This is a genomic window from Robertmurraya sp. GLU-23 (genome assembly GCF_052983275.1).
This window is the reverse complement of sequence record NZ_JBRKCV010000004.1, coordinates 121,356-138,697: the sequence shown is the minus strand read 5'-3', so window position 1 is coordinate 138,697 and position 17,342 is coordinate 121,356. Positions and strand designations below refer to the sequence as shown.

Sequence of the window (17,342 nt, the reverse complement as noted above, 5' to 3'; positions counted from 1 at the left end):
TATGTAAACGATATAGTTGTATTTTATTCGAATTTTGATATGTCTTTCCATCCATATACAAGTTCAATTACTTCTTTCCCAGCCAATGTATCTTGTAGTCGGTCAATTTCTATCGCTCCGAGTGATTGATAAAAAAGCTTTGATGGATTCTCCTCCAATACCAATACCGTCATTGAATTAATTCCATCAATAGTGAACTGTTCAATTAACGGCTTCATGAGTTGGCGTCCAATCCCATTCCCTTGGTACTCCTGCAGAAGGTAAATCGCATATAATTCTCCCTCATACCCTGGGTAGTCTCCTGTTCTTTCTTTCCCACCTGATGAAAAGCCAACGATCTCCCCTTGATGATTTTCAGCGACATATACATATCCGTTAGGGATTACACTTTTCCATAGTTTCTCTCGACTTTCATACGTTAGTGATTGTAGGTAATCTTCTGGGAAAATATGCTTATATGTGGTTCGCCAGCTATCAACATGGACTTTGGCAATGCCCTTTGCATCCGCTTGTAAGGCTTTACGAATCATCACTCTGTCCTCTCCCCTCATGAACTTCATAATAACCCCATTATATCAAGAAACCCTTCGTTCTCGATTATGTATTTTAATGATTAAATAGCCGATAGAACATACTAACACCAGGTGGTGATCAAGATGATGTATGAATTTTCACATATTGAACTAAAAGAACAAGATGGTCAGCTTATAGCTACTGTACATATGAAAATAGATAAACAAAAATTGCTAACTGAGTTTAGTTCAGAAGTTGGTGAAGAAAACGAGGAATCTCTCCAAAACTCTGCAAACATCTTTGTAAAGAAGCAATACCCTGGATTAAAGATCGCAAGGGTTCTAGTTGTTTCTGGTGTTATGATTCTTGCTAACTTCCCTTCATTAAGAACTTCCGCTCACGAAGTCACTTTTAACATGAGTTATTTGTATTTTGGTAATACGAGCTCTTATATCTCTCAAGTTGATAAAACACAAGGAAACTTAAGCCAAGTGTCCCCCAGCTATTTTGATTTAAATGCAGATGGGTCTCTCAAAATTACTTCTCAATATGATCCAGCTTTTGTTACTCAAATGCACGCCCGCGGCATAAAAGTCATTCCTTTTTTAAGTAATCATTGGGACCGAACCCTAGGACGCCAGGCACTTAGCAACCGTGAAAAATTATCTTCTCAAATCGCCGAGTTTATCGTGAAAAATAATCTTGATGGAGTTCAGGTGGATATTGAAAATGTGACAGATATCGATCGTGAAGCCTACACGGATTTGGTCCGCTTATTGCGTGAAAAACTTCCTGCAAACAAGGAGGTGTCGGTAGCGGTTGCTGCTAACCCGAACGGATGGACCAAAGGTTGGCACGGTTCTTATGACTACAAAGAGCTTTCGAAATATGCCAGTTATTTAATGATTATGGCATATGATGAAAGCTATGCCGGTGGACCTCAAGGACCGGTCGCAAGTTACAGCTGGGTGGAACGCTCCATCCAATATTCTTTGAATCAAGGAGTTGCTGCCGACAAAATCGTTCTAGGCATTCCTTTTTATGGCCGATACTGGAAAGAAGGTGAAGCAACAGGTGGAGCGGGTATTTCAAATAACCGGGTTGACGAAATGCTCGCCAAATATGGCGGTACGGTAACCTATGATGAAGCATCACAATCTCCTAAAGCAACGATTACGATTAAATCAGGAGACCCAACCATGACCATTGCCGGTAACAAACTTACAGCTGGTACGTATCATATTTGGTATGAAAATCATGAGTCGATTAAAGCGAAATTACAGTTAATTCATAAATATAATCTTAAGGGTTCTGGAAGCTGGAGCTTAGGACAAGAAAGCTCCTCCATTTGGCAATCGTATCGCACATGGTTAGCGCATGATGGACAGCTGGAAGTTTCTCCAGTTAGTGATACTCAGCCAAAAGAGCAAACCGAAACAGATACTCAACCACCATTAAAAAGTCAACCAGCTGCAAATACACCTGGTGCTGTTTCTGCACCAGTACCAACAACGCCGGTACCCGCACCTGCTCCAGCACCAAAACCAGCAGTTACGCCACCCAGAGCACCGGCACCTGTCGTAGCAGCACCAATAAAGAAATATCCAACCCTTCGTGTGGGATCAAGTGGATCAGCTGTGACGGATATGCAAAATAAATTAAAGAAAGCGGGAATTTATAAAGGAAGTGTTCATGGTAAATACGATACAAGTACCCGAAATGCGGTCATTGCCTTTCAGAAAAAATACAAGCTAAAAGCGGACGGTATCGCAGGACCTGCTACTTTATCCAAGCTTGATGCAGTAATCGCCCCAACCAAAGTGGCTACCGTATCAAAACCAGTTACAACCACTGTTAAAAAGTACCCTACCTTACGTTCTGGTTCAAAAGGTACGGCTGTAGTGGATATGCAAAACAAATTAAAGAAAAATGGTGTATACAGAGGAAATTCACATGGTTCGTATGATGCAGCAACAAGAAATGCCGTCATTGCGTTTCAAAAGAAATATAAATTAAAAGCTGATGGTATTGCAGGGCCAGCAACTCTCAGTAAATTAGATACGATAACTAAATAGGAGGATGAAGTGATGAAAAAAACGATGCATGTGTTTCTGATAATCTTGCTCGCTTTTGTGGTAAATAGCCAAAGTATTTTTGCGAAGGAAATAAAGAGCATTCAGTTACTTGGTGTTGGAGCTGTGGTTCAAGAGAGTCAAAACGGAGAATTTCTCATTAAAACAGAAGGATTGAAGGCCGGAGAAGGTTTTGTTGCAACACCTAAAGACCTTGATTCGAAAAACATTTTGTTTCAATTGGAATCCAAAGGATTAGGTTCGGTCATTTTAAAAATCGAAGAAACAGATGCTAGAGGCAAATTTTTAAAAGAAACAGAATCGGAAGTCTCATTAACAAGTAATTGGAGTACAAAACAACTAGACTTTATACTTGAGAGTGAAACATCACAAGTAGATGTATTTGTATTAACAAAAGAGAAGAAGAAAACGGAATTTTCGGTAAGAAATGTGACTGTGACCGGACAATAAGGCATATAAAAGGGGTCCAGTTTTAAAGACTAGGACCCTTTCGATTATCCTACAAACTGATAATACAGTTTTTTTGCTTCTGCAATATCCTTTGTTCCATGTATAAGCACACGTCCATCTGTAAAGAAAACAAGTCGGTGATCTCCCTTCGTCAGTGACAGTAAATAATGATTTCTACTCACTTGACCGTAGGGTTTTAATCGATCAGCTAGTGTTTCAAGATTTAACGTTGTGTTGGTCGCTGGTCGAATTTGTACGGTATTTCTTCCGCATAGCACCGCTGTTTTTGTTGAGTTGCTTTTATCTAAATACGGATAGCTTGGAGTCTTTCCGCAAGACGGGCAATCATCTTTTTTCATTTTTTCTACTGAAATCGATGACGATGAATTCAGCCATAAATCAAACGAATAAAGATTGCCTCGAAGTGCTGCTAGATTTCCAGTAACTAGCTTGAGTGCTTCTGTTACTTGGTGTGCAACGACGATTTGAACTGCGGGTGAAATGATGCCTGCTGTGTCACAGGTCATTCCACCTAGAGGAATACTATCTAACAAGCATTGCAAGCATGGAGTTTTTCCAGGGATAATGGTAAGAGATAACCCATAGCTCCCCACACATGCTCCATAAATCCATGGAATGTTCGCTTTTTGTGATATATCATTGATGAGCAGTCGCGTGTCAAAATTATCGGTGGCATCTAAAATAAGATCAACCCCTACAATTAATTGCTCCATCTCCTCGATGCTTACATCCATCACGTGTGATACTACTTCCACGTCAGAGTTAATATTCTGCAGCCGTTTTTTTGCTGCCACAGCCTTTGGGATCCGATCACGAGCGTCTGATTCGCTATATAGTTGTTGGCGTTGAAGATTGCTCCATTCAACGTAGTCCCGATCAACGATAGTTAGTTTTCCTATTCCTGCTCGTGTGAGAGATTCAGCAAGTGCTGTTCCTAGTGCGCCTGCTCCAATAATTAATACATGTGATTGCTGTATTTCCTTTTGACCTTCTTTTCCTATTGGTGAAAAAAGTTCTTGTCTCGAGTAACGGTCGTTCAAATCATCAGCCTCCCCCAACAAAATGTACGAGTTCGATATGATCACCATGTTCAAGTATTGTTGATTCATAGTTTTCTTTTGCAACGATATCTTTGTTGTGTTCAACAATGACAACCTTTGGATTCAGTTCGTAAGATTCAATAAGTGTCATGATTGTATTGGTTCCTGTTTCTAACAGTGTTTCTTTTCCATTAACGTAAATAGTCATTTTCCAATCTCCTCAAGTTCCTTATGATAATTGATGGCAGCTCTTACTGGATCATCCGCTCCAAAAATACCCGATAAGACAGCCACTCCACTAGCACCTGCCGTAAGTACGTCCTTTACATTCGAAGGGATCATCCCGCCGATTGCAATGACAGGAATAGCTACGTAGGCAGTGATTTCTTGTAAAGCATACAAACCACGCGGACGGAGTCCAGGCTTAGAAGTACTTTCGTACACATGCCCAAATAGTAAGAAATCGGCACCCCTTTTTTCTTTTTCCAATGCTTCACTGAGCGAATGTACGGAGCATCCGACTCGTAACATCGGATAATACTTTTTTACCATTAATACATCTTCGCCTCTATGGGAAAGCTGAATCCCACCTACTCCTCCAGCTAACGCTATACTTGACGATCCATTTAGTATCACTTTTGAAAGGGGGATATCAGCTTCTTTCATGCCTTGAATGAAGTGAAGAATTTCTTCTGGTGACCGATGATTCTCCCGTAAATGAATATAATCCACATATGAGTGAATGCTTCGGGCAATTTTGATCATATCTGCTTTTTCTTGCTGTCCTGTTGAAATGACATGCAATTCTTTTTTCATCATACACTCCTTATTTCATCGTATATCCACCGTCAACGATGATGGTTTGACCGGTAACAAATCGTGCCCAATTGCTAGCTAAATAAAGTGCCGTTCCAGTAATATCTTCAGGTCGGGCAATTCTCCCTAGAGGTGTCTCAGCAAGAATGACTGATTTCACTTCTTCCTTTGTTCGTTTACTTGCTTCTGTCGGGTACACTAGCCCTGGAGCAATACAATTAACGGTAATACCGAACCTTCCTAGATCAGCTGCTAAGTTTTGCGAATAGGTCATGACGGCTCCCTTGGCTGTGTTATAGTCATGGTAAGGTACAATCGGACGATACAATAAATTGGTGGTCATATTAATGATTCGACCGAAGTTCATGTCTTTCATATGAGGTATCGTGTATTTACACATTAGATAGGTTCCCTTTAACGAACCATCGATTTGTTTTTGATAATCTTTCCACTCTACTTCCCATGCCCATTTTCTTTCTGTAGGATCAAAAAGATATCCATGGAGGGCGTTATTAACTACAATGTCGATCCGATCAAACTCTTCAATTACCATACTTATCAATCTTCTTACATCATTTTCATTCGTCACATCTGCTTGAATGGCTAGGCAGTCCACTCCGTATTTTTTTTGTAATTTTTCCGCCAGTATTTCTGCCTTTTCTGCATTTTTAAAATAATTGATAACTACATGACACCCTGCGGAGGCGAAGCTTTCAGCAAATGCTGCTCCAATGCCTCGGCTTGAGCCCGTGATCATACATACCCTTCCTGCTAAAGAGAGATTCACATCTACACCCCCTTATTTTAGCTGCTCAACAAGTTCGTTCGTTGTAAGGTCTTCGATATGGACCGCTTTTTGTAATAATCCCATGTCTACGTAAGAAGCTTCAACCTCTTTTAAAACAGTAAAGTCGAACATCCCGAGACCCTTGTTGTTCTTACTTGTTTGGTTTCTTATCGCAATAATCTCTTTGTTTCGTTTGATATCGGTACCGTCCACTGCATGCTTCATTGCTATATCAGCCGCCTCATCTGGGTTCTCCATCGTGTACTCTATGCTATCTTTGTAGACTTGAAGAAAGCGCATAAGCAAGTCTTTCTTTTCATTAAATACTTTTTCGGTAACTACAAACACATCAGATGGAGTATTTAGAACATCTTTCACTTCAATGATATTTACTTCGCCTAAGCCCTTTTGCCTAGCATCATACAAACCGGTATCAGTAGCAGCGGTAGCAGCCACTTGCCCTTCCATCAAAGGGGCGAAATTAAGAACACCGGTTGCTGTTACCGTAATTTCCTCTTCCTTCACCCCAGCGTCATGCAATAGCACTTGTAAATTTTGATACGTACCACTTGCTAGGCTATAAACACCGACGTTTTTTCCTTTTATATCCTCTATCGATTGGATATTGCTTTCCTTTAAGGAAACCAAGTTAAATACGTTTTCAGGATAAATATTATAAATGATCTTCAATTTTTCACCTTTTTCGGCTGCTAACAGAACGGCCTCTAGGTTTGCGAAAGCTATATCAGCATTTCCAGCCAAGATATTCTTAACCGCATCTCCTCCACCAGCTCCCGGTATGTATTCAAATTTTAGATTTTCTTTTTCAAAAAACCCTTTTTCCTCGGCCACGTATAAGTTGCTTTGTTCAACAATTGGCTTGCTCCATGAGGCCATTCGAATCGTTTCCACTTGTTTTTCTGTTTCAGCTGGTTGGCTACTTTCCTTTGAACATCCCGTTACTATGACTGTTAATACTAGTAAAATAGGTAATAATCCTTTAAATATTTTCACGAGTTTTTCCTCCGATAAGTTGTATATTTTCTTAAAAAAAGTTGTTCGATGACAGATATCAAAGCGTACAAAAAAATGCCAATGATTGTTAATAGAATAAAGGCTGAAAATAATAAGGGCGTATCCATCATTCCTTGTGCCACGATAATTAACGCTCCCAATCCTTTATTGGCACCAATAAACTCACTAACAACTGCTCCAACCACACTAAGGACAATTGCCACCCTCATACCCGAAAGCAAGTAAGGGATAGCGGTTGGCAGCTGCAGTTTCCACAAGGTTTGCCATTTGCTAGCTTTTAATAGCTGAAAAAGGGCTAAACGGTCCTTGTCGACTACTAATAAACCCGTTATGGTACTCTCAAATAAAGGAAAGAAACTGATTAATGCCACAATCAAAATCTTTGGCGTGTATCCGTACCCAAACCATAGAATGAGAAGTGGAGCTAGTGCGACCTTTGGCATCGCTTGTGTGGCAATAATATAGGGCTTCAGAACAAGTCGAAGGGTGTTCGACTGTGCAACTAAAAGGCCTAGCCCGATTCCAATGAGAGCACCTACAAAAAATCCGCTTATAATTTCAACTAGGGTTGTGAAAATATGTGGCGTAAAATACCCACTAAGTACCAGGGTGAAAAGATTTTCTACAATCGTTGTTGGTTTGGGTAAAATCAGCGTTGATATTTTCATCACCTTTACAATCATCTCCCACAAAATAAGTAGGGAAATAAATAATAGAGTCGAATATAGATAGATTTTCTTCATGATTGAAGCCTCTCATTCATATCTTGCTGAAAGTTGAAAAAAGACGGATCAAAAAAAATAGTCTTCTGTCTTGGTCGAGTGAACGGTACTTGGTACTCTTGAAGAATTCTTCCAGGTTCCCCACCTAGAAGAATGATCCGGTCAGACAGGAAAAATGCTTCCTGCAGATCATGGGTGACAAATAATACGGTTGGTTTGTACATATCAATTAATTCATTAAGTTGAACATGCAACTGATCTCTTGTAAAAGAATCTAGGGCAGAAAATGGTTCATCCATCAAAAGGATGTGTGGTTGATCTAGTAAAGCACGTACGATTGCCACTCTTGACTGCATTCCTCCCGAGCACTCATATGGAAATTTATGAATCGCATCTGTAAGACCGACACGATCTAGCATTTCCTTTGCCTTATTCATATCCTTTTCTGTCAATTTTCTCTTTAACTGGAGTGGAAGTAAGACATTCTCCAAAATCGTCTTCCATTCTAGCAAAATGGGTTTTTGAAAAACGTATGAAAGCTCATCAACCGGTTCTTTCACCTCATGCCCACCTATAGTAACCATTCCAGTGGTAGGCTTTTGCAGTCCTGCAATCATTTGTAAAAGACTTGTTTTTCCGCAGCCACTTTTTCCAACAATGCTGATAAATTCCCCTTCCTTAATATCAAGGGAAAATTGCCGGATGGTATCCTTTTGATCTTTCTCATAGGTAAGACCGACCTCTTTTAATTGTATATATGGTGCCTGCATTTCCCTTCTCTCCTTATATTCGGTTCGGATCATACGTTTCCATTTCGAATTCTACGCTAGCCTCCACGTCGACCCAACGAACCAAATCGGCTAAATGTGGTCTGCCATCATGATGCCAACCAGGTTCTGGTTCTCCCATTCTACCTAAAAAGGTAACTCGATTGACTCCACATTGACCGAGCACTTCTATGATGGAACGAAAGTTGTTTGGAGTGCAGGCGACCCCAACGGTCTGTAATAATCCTCGTACTTCATGTAGATAGGAAGGTACATCCTCAACGGACGTAACGGGAATCACATACACAAAGCGGTTTAGTGGCGATATCGGAAACGAAGTCGCTTTCTTATCGTAAACAACCGTCCAGGAAGTACTATTCTCGCTTTCGAAAAGAGCTATTTCTTTCGTTTGAAAAGCTTGAAATTGAAAGGTTGAGCGAGTCTGAATGATCGCTTGTTTTTCCTGTTCACTTAATCTAGCTCTTGGCATTTTCACTTCATAATTATTCATTTCTTGCGCTAGCAAACTAGCAAATTCACGTACCGATACATTCCCCTTTTCCTCGACAAAAAAAACATGAGGAGAAAGACAGGCTTGCTGATCAAACTGAGAAGCATCCTTCGCGGCCCTTCTGGCAGTTTCGGTTACGAGAACACGCTGTAGGCAGTCTTTTGCTATAAAACCAGCACTCAGTTTATGTCCGTGTGCATGAAGGTGGACATGAGGTGGAACTTTTTTTCTAATCGAATCAATGGACGTCTCGCTTCCATATGCAATCACTGCCTCTGATGAAGAGAATGCTATCTGCTCTAATTCTTCTTCTCCACCTTTCCACCAAATGATGCTGATGGATTCCGCCAAGTCCTTGTCAATCTCTCTCAATGTTTCAATAAACAGACAGGGAAACAAAGGCTCGGAGGAAGAGAGCTTCCCAAGTGTACTAGACTTAACTAAAAGACCACTCACTAAACTCCATAACGGTAAGGCAGGAACATTTCCGGAAAACACATGTGTGATGAGCTCTGGTCCATAGGCTCTTGTTAAGCCTCCCGATGATCGTGGACGAAAGTCGTCAAGGACAAGAGGATTGGGGAAATCCACCTCGACCATTCTTTGGAGCTTTTCTTTACGAAACGAACGTAAATATGAATGTAAAAACACACGTATCATTTCCGAGTCATACCCGGTTATAAGTGGAAGTAGTTCTTCCGCTAGTTTTCGATAGTGGTAGTTCGGGTCAAGCCAGAGTTGAATGGCCTGATCAAGGATGTTAATAATGTCATTCGTTTTGCGTGCCTGTAGCTTTCTTTGCTGATGTCTTAGATGTAAAATGACTTGTTTCAGTTCCTCACTCGTTAGTTTTGGTACAAGTAGTGTTAGAGTATCAAACGTTCGTTCTTCATAAGAGGGTGAGATCATGCTTGGGACAAAACCGATTTTTAGTTTCATTTGCTTACTCCGTTACGAAACTGCTCAACAGCGAGGGAACAGCCCTTTGCCTCTGCCCCTTCGCTTCTTCCTAACAAGTAAAACCCATCACTTTCTTTAATCCCTATGTCCTCCGTCATAACCCCAAGGACCGAATGGAAGTTGGCTAGATCATAATGAACGAGGATTCCTCGATTTCCATCTTGTACACACAAACCGTTTTCCGAATTGATGACTACTGTTCTTACCCAATGAGGGGCTTTTTGTTGCCCAGATACGCTTTGATCGTAAAACTGAGAGCTTAACTCAGTCATTCCATACATGTTCACGCAATCCTCAACGGGTAAGCTACATGCTTCTGCCACCATTTGTTTAAATTGAACTGAACTCATTTCAATGGCTCGACCCTTAGACCCTCCTGTATCCATTATCCGGCTTCCTTTTGGTAGTTGAAATTGAAGGTTTTTGCCTTTCATGAACTCAACAAAATGGATAAAGGAAAACGTAGCTCCTAACAAATATACAGGAGTGTTGGTGCGTTCAGATTCTTCAATGAACGAGACAAGCTTTTCGAAATCATACGTCCCATTGCTTGCGATATAAACACTCTCCTCCGTTCCGTAGTCGCGAATGGCTGTATACAAATACTGAGACAGAGAGGAATTGGGCATTTCCGATGGATGAGGAAATAGTATAGCCATTTTTACACGGTTCTTGTTTTTCATGATATTTTCTTCAAAGTGCTTTTTCATCGAGGAAGTCCACACCTCTAAATCACGGTGAAAATTTCTCCCTTGCTTTCCACTGGTCGTTCCGCTTGTTTGAAAATAAGTCTCCACCTCTTCAATCGGTGTACAAACAATGTCCGCCTCCTTAAAAGCACCTACTGGTACAGGCGGAATTTGCTGATAGGATTGCACCATCGATGGGTGAACCTTTCTTGATCGACAAAACTTTCGGTAGATACGATTATTTTCGTACTGGTAGGCAAAGACCTGTAAAGCTAATGAATCAAATGAATCTTTTTCTTCATTTTCAATAAAAGTGAGAATTCTTTCCTTGATATTTTCATAGTGCATGATGTGGCTCTCCTTATGATGAATGTGTCAGTATTTCCCAATCTTTTACGACAGGTTGGTAGCCAAGTTCTCTTAGTGATTCCTTTACCTCAGCCACACTTCTTTTGTCCGATATTTCAAATTGACTATGTGTGTGTTCTTTATTGGCGTATCCCCCTACAACGGTTGATGAGGCAGCAGACATTTTGGTCACTCCTAATGGAAGCAAATGACGTCTTAGTTCAGCACTTTCTCTCGTTGATAGAGTCATTCCTGCACGTGGTAAAAATAAACGGGACGCGAGCATGGCTTGAACCAAATTTTTATCTGTAACATCCACCTTTGGTTGAAAGCCACCAAGATTTGGCCGAATTCGAGGAAATGACAGAGCAATATCCGTTTCAAGATAATTTTTTTGTAAATAATGACCATGAATTCCAGTGAAAAAGACTTCCTTTCTCCACTCATCCATTCCTAGTAGTGCTCCGATATTGACGGATCTCATGCCAGCTTTGGCACCTCTTTCAGGTGCATCTAGTCGATAGCGATAATTCCGCTTCGGTCCCTTTAAGTGGTGTTCTTTATAGATTTCTTCGTTGTACACTTCTTGGTACACCGTTAATCCATCAATTCCCCGGGCAACAAGTGTTCGGTACTCTTCCGTATCTAATGGCTGTATCTCAATGGATAGAGAAGAAAAATAGTTTTTCATCACATCAATCGTTTCACACAAATAATCGACGGAGGAATGTAGACGAGATTCTCCCGTTAGTAAGATAATATGTCGTAATCCCATTTTGACAAGTGCCTTCGATTCTTCTTCAATCTCCGCCAAAGTCAGTTTTCTACGTGGAAAATCATTATCAATACTAAAACTACAGTACGTACATTTGTTCACACAATAATCGGTTAAATATAGTGGTGCGTATAATTGAATCGTACGACCAAAATGCTGTACAGTACGGTGATGAGCCTTTTGCGCCATTTCTTCTAAACAATGTTCAGCAGCTGGAGATAATAGAATTAAGAAGTCTTCTGTATGAAGTCTCTCTTTTTGCAAAACCTTTTTTACGTCTTGAGTGGTGATGGTGGAAAAAAAGTGGTCAAATGGATAATTTTTTATTTTTACAAATTCATCGTAAAATGACATTTCACTCACCTACCCTAAAAATCCTGTTAATGGAGATGACGCTTGTGCAGTCGTAGTCGTCGGTCCTACACCACTTAGATAGGCTTTCCTTCCAGCCTTGACTGCTAGATCAAAGGCGATGGCCATTTCAACTGGATCCTTAGCTGTAGCAATGGCTGTATTTACTAGTACAGCGGCTGCCCCCATTTCCATTGCTTCTGCGGCTTCTGATGGCTTTCCAATTCCTGCATCAACAATGATTGGAAGCTCCATTTCTTCTATTAAAATTTGGATCAGTTCCTTCGTCCGAATTCCTCGATTTGAACCGATCGGAGATCCAAGTGGCATAATGGCTGCTGCTCCAGCATTTTGCATGGCTTTTGCTGCCATTAAGTCTGGGCTCATATAAGGTAGAACGAGAAACCCTTCATTTGCTAAAATCTCAGTTGCCTTAGTCGTTTCGTAATTGTCAGGAAGCAAGTACTTTTGGTCGGAAATGACCTCGATTTTAATCCAATTTCCCATACCGGCTGCTCTTGCAAGTCGGGCAATTCGAACCGCTTCGTCGGCGGTTCTCGCTCCCGACGTATTCGGAAGCAAAATCATGTTTTTAGGAATGTCTTCTAAGATGTTTTCTTCCCCAGTAGCATGCAGGTCGACTCGTCTCAAAGCGACAGTAACAACCTGTGAACCGGATTGGGTTAGTGCTTCTTTCATAAGTTTGTGATTATAAAATTTGCCTGTTCCGGTGAGTAGGCGATTATGTAGCTGTGTGTTTCCAATCGTTAATAAGTCGGTCATTGTGGTTCCTCCTATTGGTTTGTTTTGAATAAATAAAAAAGACTTACCAATCTTGGCAAGCCTTCACTTTCTTACATAGAGCTTTTCCTCTTAATAGAGCTCATGCAAAATGATTGCTTCCCTACGTTGGTTCTAACCAAATCAGGTTCAAGGGTTGGAAAGTTTCCTCTCAGCCTTTAGGCACCCCTAGCTAATTTCAAATTTTATTTGATTCCGATTTTTGATTTGTTTCGATTGTAAGCCCAATGATTGGTTGGACCGTGACCGGATCCGATGTGTAAGTCATCCTCAATGGCTGCCTGTATAAAGTCTTTTGCCACTTGCACCGCCTGTACAACCGAGCTTCCTTTTGCGAGTTGAGCGGTTATGGCAGCGGAAAAGGTACAACCTGTGCCATGAGTATTTTTTGTGGAAATCCGATTTGAAGTAAAGGTGTGAAATTTTTCTCCATCATATAAAAGATCAATCATTTCTTCACTTTCCGGATCATGGCCCCCCTTAATCATGACAGCTTCAGCACCCATCTCATGGAGCAATTTTGCTGCTTGTTTTCGGTCATTCATCGTCTCAATTTTTATTCCTGTAAGCACCTCGGCTTCTGGAATATTTGGTGTAACGATCGTCGCGAGTGGCAGTAATTTTTCTTTTAATGCTTTTACTGCTTCGTTTTGTAAAAGTGAAGCACCCCCTTTTGCAATCATCACCGGATCTACGACGATGTGTTCCATCTCATAAATTTCTATAAATCTCGCAACGGCCTCAATGGTGTCACTGTTAAATAACATCCCGGTTTTGATCGCATCTGGACGCAAATCTTCAGCAATTGATTGGAGTTGTTCTTGAATTCCTTCCAAAGGAACTGAATATACCCCCTGTACCCCTGTTGTGTTTTGTGCGGTTACGGCTGTTATCACAGACATTCCGTACACATCTAATTCTTGAAATGTTTTCAGATCGGCCTGTATGCCAGCCCCTCCACCACTATCTGAACCGGCAATGGTTAATGCTTTATTTACCATAGTGAATAACCTCTCCTTGACTAAAATTCATCAACTAATCTACGTAATAGCTTGGTATGCTCTTGAATATGACTGGCTCGACAAATATCGGAAATAATCGCTAGGCCATTTGCTCCTACTTTCATAACGGTTTCTCCATTGGTAGAATTAATTCCACCAATTGCAATTAGAGGCAGAGAGATTCCTGCGTTACGAAATTCAGTAAAGATATCCAAGTTTTGTTGTTTTTCGGTATCCTCTTTTGAAATCGTAGGATACATCGGTCCAATTCCTAAGTAATCAGCTCCGTCTCGAACGGCTTGAAGTCCCTCTTCAATCGTGTGAGTGGATACTCCAAGAATTTTGTTAGGACCGATTGTCTCTCTCACATATTTTGCATTTTCATCGTCCTGGCCAACATGAACTCCATCAGCATCAAGTGCAATAGCGAGTGGTAAATCATCATTAACGATAAATGGGACCTTATGTTCCGCGCAGAGTTCTCGCAGTTTTTTTCCAAGCTCGTACTTTTCTATTTCTCCAAGAGAGTGGCTCCCTTTTTCTCGATATTGAAAGCACGTTATTCCACCTTTAATCGCTAAAGCTAACGTTTCTTCAGGTGTTCGATCCATGCAATCTTGACTGCCCATTATAAAATACAGTTTTAGATATTCCATTTTCCCCAATGCTCCTTACATCGTTGTGATTTTTGAATACACTTTGGCTAGATCTACCACATCGGAGGATGAAGTGAGCATGAGTTGATTTAGAAATTCCATCTGAAAAGTACCAACATGTTGGTCACCTGTTGCTAAAATCGCGCGCTCAGCGACTGCACCATAAAATGCTGAAGCCCCTGCCGCGGCGAGTAAATAATTTGTTTCAACACTTGCAAAAGCTCCTACAACTGATGAAAATAAGCAACCAGTCCCAGTTACTTTTGTTAGAAGAGGATGTCCGTTTGAAACGATGATCGATTCTTCTCCATTAGAGACAATATCGTCTTTTCCAGTAACCACAACGGTCATATGTAATTTTTGAGCTGCTACAAGAGCGAGATCTGCGATATTTCCTTCACCTGTACCTGCATCAACACCGCGTGTCTGCCATTCTTCACCTACTACGTTGGCTACCTCGGCAGCATTTCCACGTAATATGCTAATATTCACTTCTGATAGAATTCGTTTTACAGTATTTGTACGATATACTGTTGCACCAGCTCCAACCGGATCAAGCACGACCGGTACTCCTTTTCCATTAGCAGCTTTTCCTGCAATGATCATAGCTTCTACTTCCGGTTCCCTTAATGTGCCGATATTGAGCACGAGTGAATTTGCTATGCTTACCATGTCAGCTACTTCTTCTTTGGCATAGGCCATAACTGGTGAAGCACCAAGAGCTAACAACCCATTTGCAACAAAATTAGTTACTACCACATTCGTCATATTATGAACTAACGGTGATTGTTCTCTTACTCTATCAATTAATGTTAAAAATTCATGACTCAACTTTCTTTACTCCCTTCGTATTAAAAACCTATTTTAAAACAAAAAAACCAGATTCTTATAGAACCTGGCATAGTTACGAAACAAAAAACATTCATCTTCGCAGTAACTACTTCCCTCCGCTGGTATGAGCCAGATCAGGTTCCAAGAGTCGAAAACTGGATATTGTTTTCTCTCAGCCCGAACATACGGGCCCCCCTAGTAGATTTCATATGAAACTATAATTCAATCATAGTGGAAGGTTTTTCATAACGCAACTATAAATTATTTAAATAGTAAAAAAGTTCTCTCTATACCAACAGGAGGGAATTCTATTTAAACCGTAAATTTCCTTAAAAGATCTTTTAAATTAATGGCCATTTCATTGACTGCCTGAACAGACGAAGCGATTTCTTCCATTGTTGCCAGTTGCTCTTCAGCTGATGCAGCCACCGCATGTGAGGAATTGGAATTCACCTTTGCAATTTCTGTTAGCACTTCAATATTCGCAGTTACATATTTGGAGCTTTCCGTCATCTTTTGCACATATTGATGAATTGACTGAATCGTCTTACGAATGTCTGTGATAGAGTGAGTAATTTGTGTAAATGATCTTCCTGCCTCGTTAACAGCAATTGACCCATTTTCTACTTCAAGTGTGCTCTTTTCCATCGCTTTTACAGCTTGATTTGTACCAGATTGGATTTTTAAAATAAGATCAATAATTTCGTTAGAAGAGCTCTTAGATTGTACGGCAAGTTTACGCACTTCATCAGCAACAACAGCAAAGCCTTTCCCATGTTCACCAGCTCGTGCTGCTTCAATAGCAGCATTTAAAGCGAGTAAATTAGTTTGATCCGCAATACTTGTGATCACTTTTGTTATTTGACTAATTTCCTTTGATTGACTACCAAGGTTATCAATCACTCCTGACACTTCTAAAACGGAGTCATGAATATGCGTCATTTGCTTAATCGCATGTTGTACGACTTGATTTCCGTTTTTAGACACTCCGTCAACCATATTTGCTGAAGCTTCGAGTTCTTCTGATGAAAGCGTTAGTGTTTCTTGAATCGTAGCCAATGTGTTCATTGTATGTATGGTTTCGTTTACGCTTTCTAATTGTTTATGAGAGGAGGCGGCCACCTCTTGAATGGAATAAGTAATACTTTCTGCCCCTTGCGCTGTTTCCTCTGAGCTTGCTGTTAAATCCTCTGCAGACGCAGAAACCTGAGTGGTTGTTTCATAGGCTTGTGAAATTAATGCTCGTAGCTCTTTTACCATTCGGTTGAAAGTAATGGTTAGCTCACCAATTTCATCATTTGATGTGACCTTCATATCCGTTTGACTAAAATCTCCCTCTGCCACTAGTTGAATTCTTTCTGATAAACGACGGATCGGATCATGAATAGACTTCATTAATACAAAGGCAACTAATACGGAGATACCAATAACTATTATTGTAAGAATCATTGTCCAAAGCTGAACTTGATTTCCGTTAGAAATGATTTCTTCTCCAAGCTGTTCTACGCTTTTATTTTTTTCGTCAGCTAAAGCTTTTAGTTTTGTCATCGTTTGTTCGGCTTTAAACTTTTCAGATCCAACATTTAGAAAGGCTTGACGCTTCTCTCCGCTGTCAAACACGTCAAAAGCATCCTTCATCATAACCTCATTCCATTTGACACTATCAGAAATGACCTTTTTTACTGAGTTTTCATCTTTGGTTCCTGCAACGTTAGTCAATAACTTTTTTTCTAACTGTTTACTAAGCTGTACATTGCTCTCAAAGCTTTCCTTTGCCTGTGGAGAACCATCAAGCATGTACTCATTTACGAGCCGTAATCGCTCAGCCATGTAAAATCGTAAATCTTGCAGATCGTTTAATTGCTGTGATTCTTCTAGAATAAGTGATTTTGCTAATTCATTTGCCTTTTGGGTATTGATCATGGAGTAAATAGCTAGTCCACTAGAAACTAATAACACTAGCCCGAAGCTAAGCATGATTTTTTTCCGAATACTTTGTGATTGAAATGGACTTTTTATGATTGGCAGATGCCATGTTGTATTCTTATTAATACGAATTCTTTTTTTAACCCATTTACCAATAGACTTCAATCCTTACACATCCTTCACCCGTTGTCCCATTCATTATGGCAAAGGAATATTAAGCAATTGTAAAGGGATTGTAAGTATTAAATA

General features: G+C 40.4%; 18 protein-coding genes and 2 riboswitches. Of the genes, 2 read left to right on the top strand and 16 right to left on the bottom strand.

The genetic code is table 11. From position 1 onward, the window contains the following. Nucleotides 1–23: 23 nt before the first annotated feature. Nucleotides 24–530 (bottom strand): N-acetyltransferase family protein, encoded by a 507-nt coding sequence (locus tag ACVBAX_RS09805; RefSeq protein ID WP_447116961.1) that lies wholly within the window; start codon nucleotides 528–530, stop codon nucleotides 24–26. A 126-nt stretch (nucleotides 531–656) separates the two neighbouring features. On the opposite strand from ACVBAX_RS09805, the gene ACVBAX_RS09800 reads away from it, so the two are divergent. Next, nucleotides 657–2,588, top strand: coding sequence for a peptidoglycan-binding protein (locus ACVBAX_RS09800; RefSeq protein ID WP_447116863.1), 1,932 nt, complete (start codon nucleotides 657–659; stop codon nucleotides 2,586–2,588). A 12-nt stretch (nucleotides 2,589–2,600) separates the two neighbouring features. Beyond that, nucleotides 2,601–3,056 carry a hypothetical protein gene (locus ACVBAX_RS09795; protein ID WP_447116862.1) on the top strand — a complete coding sequence of 152 codons (456 nt, stop codon included), beginning with the start codon at nucleotides 2,601–2,603 and terminating at the stop codon, nucleotides 3,054–3,056. A 44-nt stretch (nucleotides 3,057–3,100) separates the two neighbouring features. Here ACVBAX_RS09795 and ACVBAX_RS09790 read toward each other — a convergent pair whose 3' ends face one another. The 15 genes from ACVBAX_RS09790 to ACVBAX_RS09720 all read right to left on the bottom strand — a co-directional run bounded on the left by ACVBAX_RS09790 (nucleotide 3,101) and on the right by ACVBAX_RS09720 (nucleotide 17,258). Then, nucleotides 3,101–4,117: a thiazole biosynthesis adenylyltransferase ThiF gene (locus ACVBAX_RS09790; RefSeq protein ID WP_447116861.1), complete on the bottom strand. Its 1,017-nt coding sequence runs from the start codon at nucleotides 4,115–4,117 to the stop codon at nucleotides 3,101–3,103. 4 nt (nucleotides 4,118–4,121) lie between these two features. Further along, nucleotides 4,122–4,325, bottom strand: a complete 204-nt coding sequence (gene thiS, locus ACVBAX_RS09785) for a sulfur carrier protein ThiS (RefSeq protein WP_447116859.1) — start codon at nucleotides 4,323–4,325, stop codon at nucleotides 4,122–4,124. Further along, entirely contained in the window at nucleotides 4,322–4,936 is a 615-nt protein-coding gene (locus ACVBAX_RS09780; protein ID WP_447116858.1) for a thiamine phosphate synthase, read from the bottom strand. Before ACVBAX_RS09780 ends, thiS begins: the two co-directional genes overlap by 4 nt. A gap of 7 nt (nucleotides 4,937–4,943) precedes the next feature. Beyond that, the gene (locus ACVBAX_RS09775) at nucleotides 4,944–5,720 is read right to left on the bottom strand and encodes an SDR family oxidoreductase (protein WP_447116857.1); all 777 of its coding nucleotides are present in this window, start codon (nucleotides 5,718–5,720) and stop codon (nucleotides 4,944–4,946) included. 12 nt (nucleotides 5,721–5,732) lie between these two features. Further along, nucleotides 5,733–6,734: an ABC transporter substrate-binding protein gene (locus ACVBAX_RS09770; RefSeq protein ID WP_447116856.1), complete on the bottom strand. Its 1,002-nt coding sequence runs from the start codon at nucleotides 6,732–6,734 to the stop codon at nucleotides 5,733–5,735. Further along, on the bottom strand, nucleotides 6,731–7,498 hold the full coding sequence (locus tag ACVBAX_RS09765) for an ABC transporter permease (RefSeq protein ID WP_447116855.1): 768 nt from the start codon (nucleotides 7,496–7,498) through the stop codon (nucleotides 6,731–6,733). The genes ACVBAX_RS09770 and ACVBAX_RS09765 overlap by 4 nt, the downstream gene beginning before the upstream one ends. Then, entirely contained in the window at nucleotides 7,495–8,247 is a 753-nt protein-coding gene (locus tag ACVBAX_RS09760; RefSeq protein WP_447116854.1) for an ABC transporter ATP-binding protein, read from the bottom strand. The genes ACVBAX_RS09765 and ACVBAX_RS09760 overlap by 4 nt, the downstream gene beginning before the upstream one ends. Nucleotides 8,248–8,260: 13 nt before the next feature. Beyond that, complete coding sequence (locus ACVBAX_RS09755; RefSeq protein WP_447116853.1) at nucleotides 8,261–9,694, bottom strand: acyl-CoA reductase; 1,434 nt, start codon at nucleotides 9,692–9,694, stop codon at nucleotides 8,261–8,263. Continuing rightward, nucleotides 9,691–10,752, bottom strand: coding sequence for a LuxE/PaaK family acyltransferase (locus ACVBAX_RS09750; RefSeq protein ID WP_447116852.1), 1,062 nt, complete (start codon nucleotides 10,750–10,752; stop codon nucleotides 9,691–9,693). The genes ACVBAX_RS09755 and ACVBAX_RS09750 overlap by 4 nt, the downstream gene beginning before the upstream one ends. A gap of 13 nt (nucleotides 10,753–10,765) precedes the next feature. Continuing rightward, nucleotides 10,766–11,881 carry a 2-iminoacetate synthase ThiH gene (thiH, locus tag ACVBAX_RS09745; protein ID WP_447116851.1) on the bottom strand — a complete coding sequence of 372 codons (1,116 nt, stop codon included), beginning with the start codon at nucleotides 11,879–11,881 and terminating at the stop codon, nucleotides 10,766–10,768. Between the two features lie 9 nt (nucleotides 11,882–11,890). Continuing rightward, complete coding sequence (locus tag ACVBAX_RS09740) at nucleotides 11,891–12,661, bottom strand: thiazole synthase (protein WP_447116850.1); 771 nt, start codon at nucleotides 12,659–12,661, stop codon at nucleotides 11,891–11,893. Nucleotides 12,662–12,762: 101 nt separating this feature from the next. Further along, nucleotides 12,763–12,859, bottom strand: a riboswitch (TPP riboswitch). 5 nt (nucleotides 12,860–12,864) lie between these two features. Beyond that, nucleotides 12,865–13,680 (bottom strand): bifunctional hydroxymethylpyrimidine kinase/phosphomethylpyrimidine kinase, encoded by an 816-nt coding sequence (gene thiD / locus ACVBAX_RS09735; RefSeq protein WP_447116849.1) that lies wholly within the window; start codon nucleotides 13,678–13,680, stop codon nucleotides 12,865–12,867. 20 nt (nucleotides 13,681–13,700) lie between these two features. Then, nucleotides 13,701–14,336, bottom strand: a complete 636-nt coding sequence (gene thiE, locus ACVBAX_RS09730) for a thiamine phosphate synthase (RefSeq protein ID WP_447116848.1) — start codon at nucleotides 14,334–14,336, stop codon at nucleotides 13,701–13,703. A gap of 15 nt (nucleotides 14,337–14,351) precedes the next feature. Next, nucleotides 14,352–15,167: a hydroxyethylthiazole kinase gene (gene thiM / locus ACVBAX_RS09725; protein ID WP_447116847.1), complete on the bottom strand. Its 816-nt coding sequence runs from the start codon at nucleotides 15,165–15,167 to the stop codon at nucleotides 14,352–14,354. A 94-nt stretch (nucleotides 15,168–15,261) separates the two neighbouring features. Continuing rightward, a riboswitch (TPP riboswitch) is annotated at nucleotides 15,262–15,374 on the bottom strand. 105 nt (nucleotides 15,375–15,479) lie between these two features. Then, on the bottom strand, nucleotides 15,480–17,258 hold the full coding sequence (locus ACVBAX_RS09720) for a methyl-accepting chemotaxis protein (RefSeq protein WP_447116846.1): 1,779 nt from the start codon (nucleotides 17,256–17,258) through the stop codon (nucleotides 15,480–15,482). Between the last annotated feature and the right edge of the window lie 84 nt (nucleotides 17,259–17,342).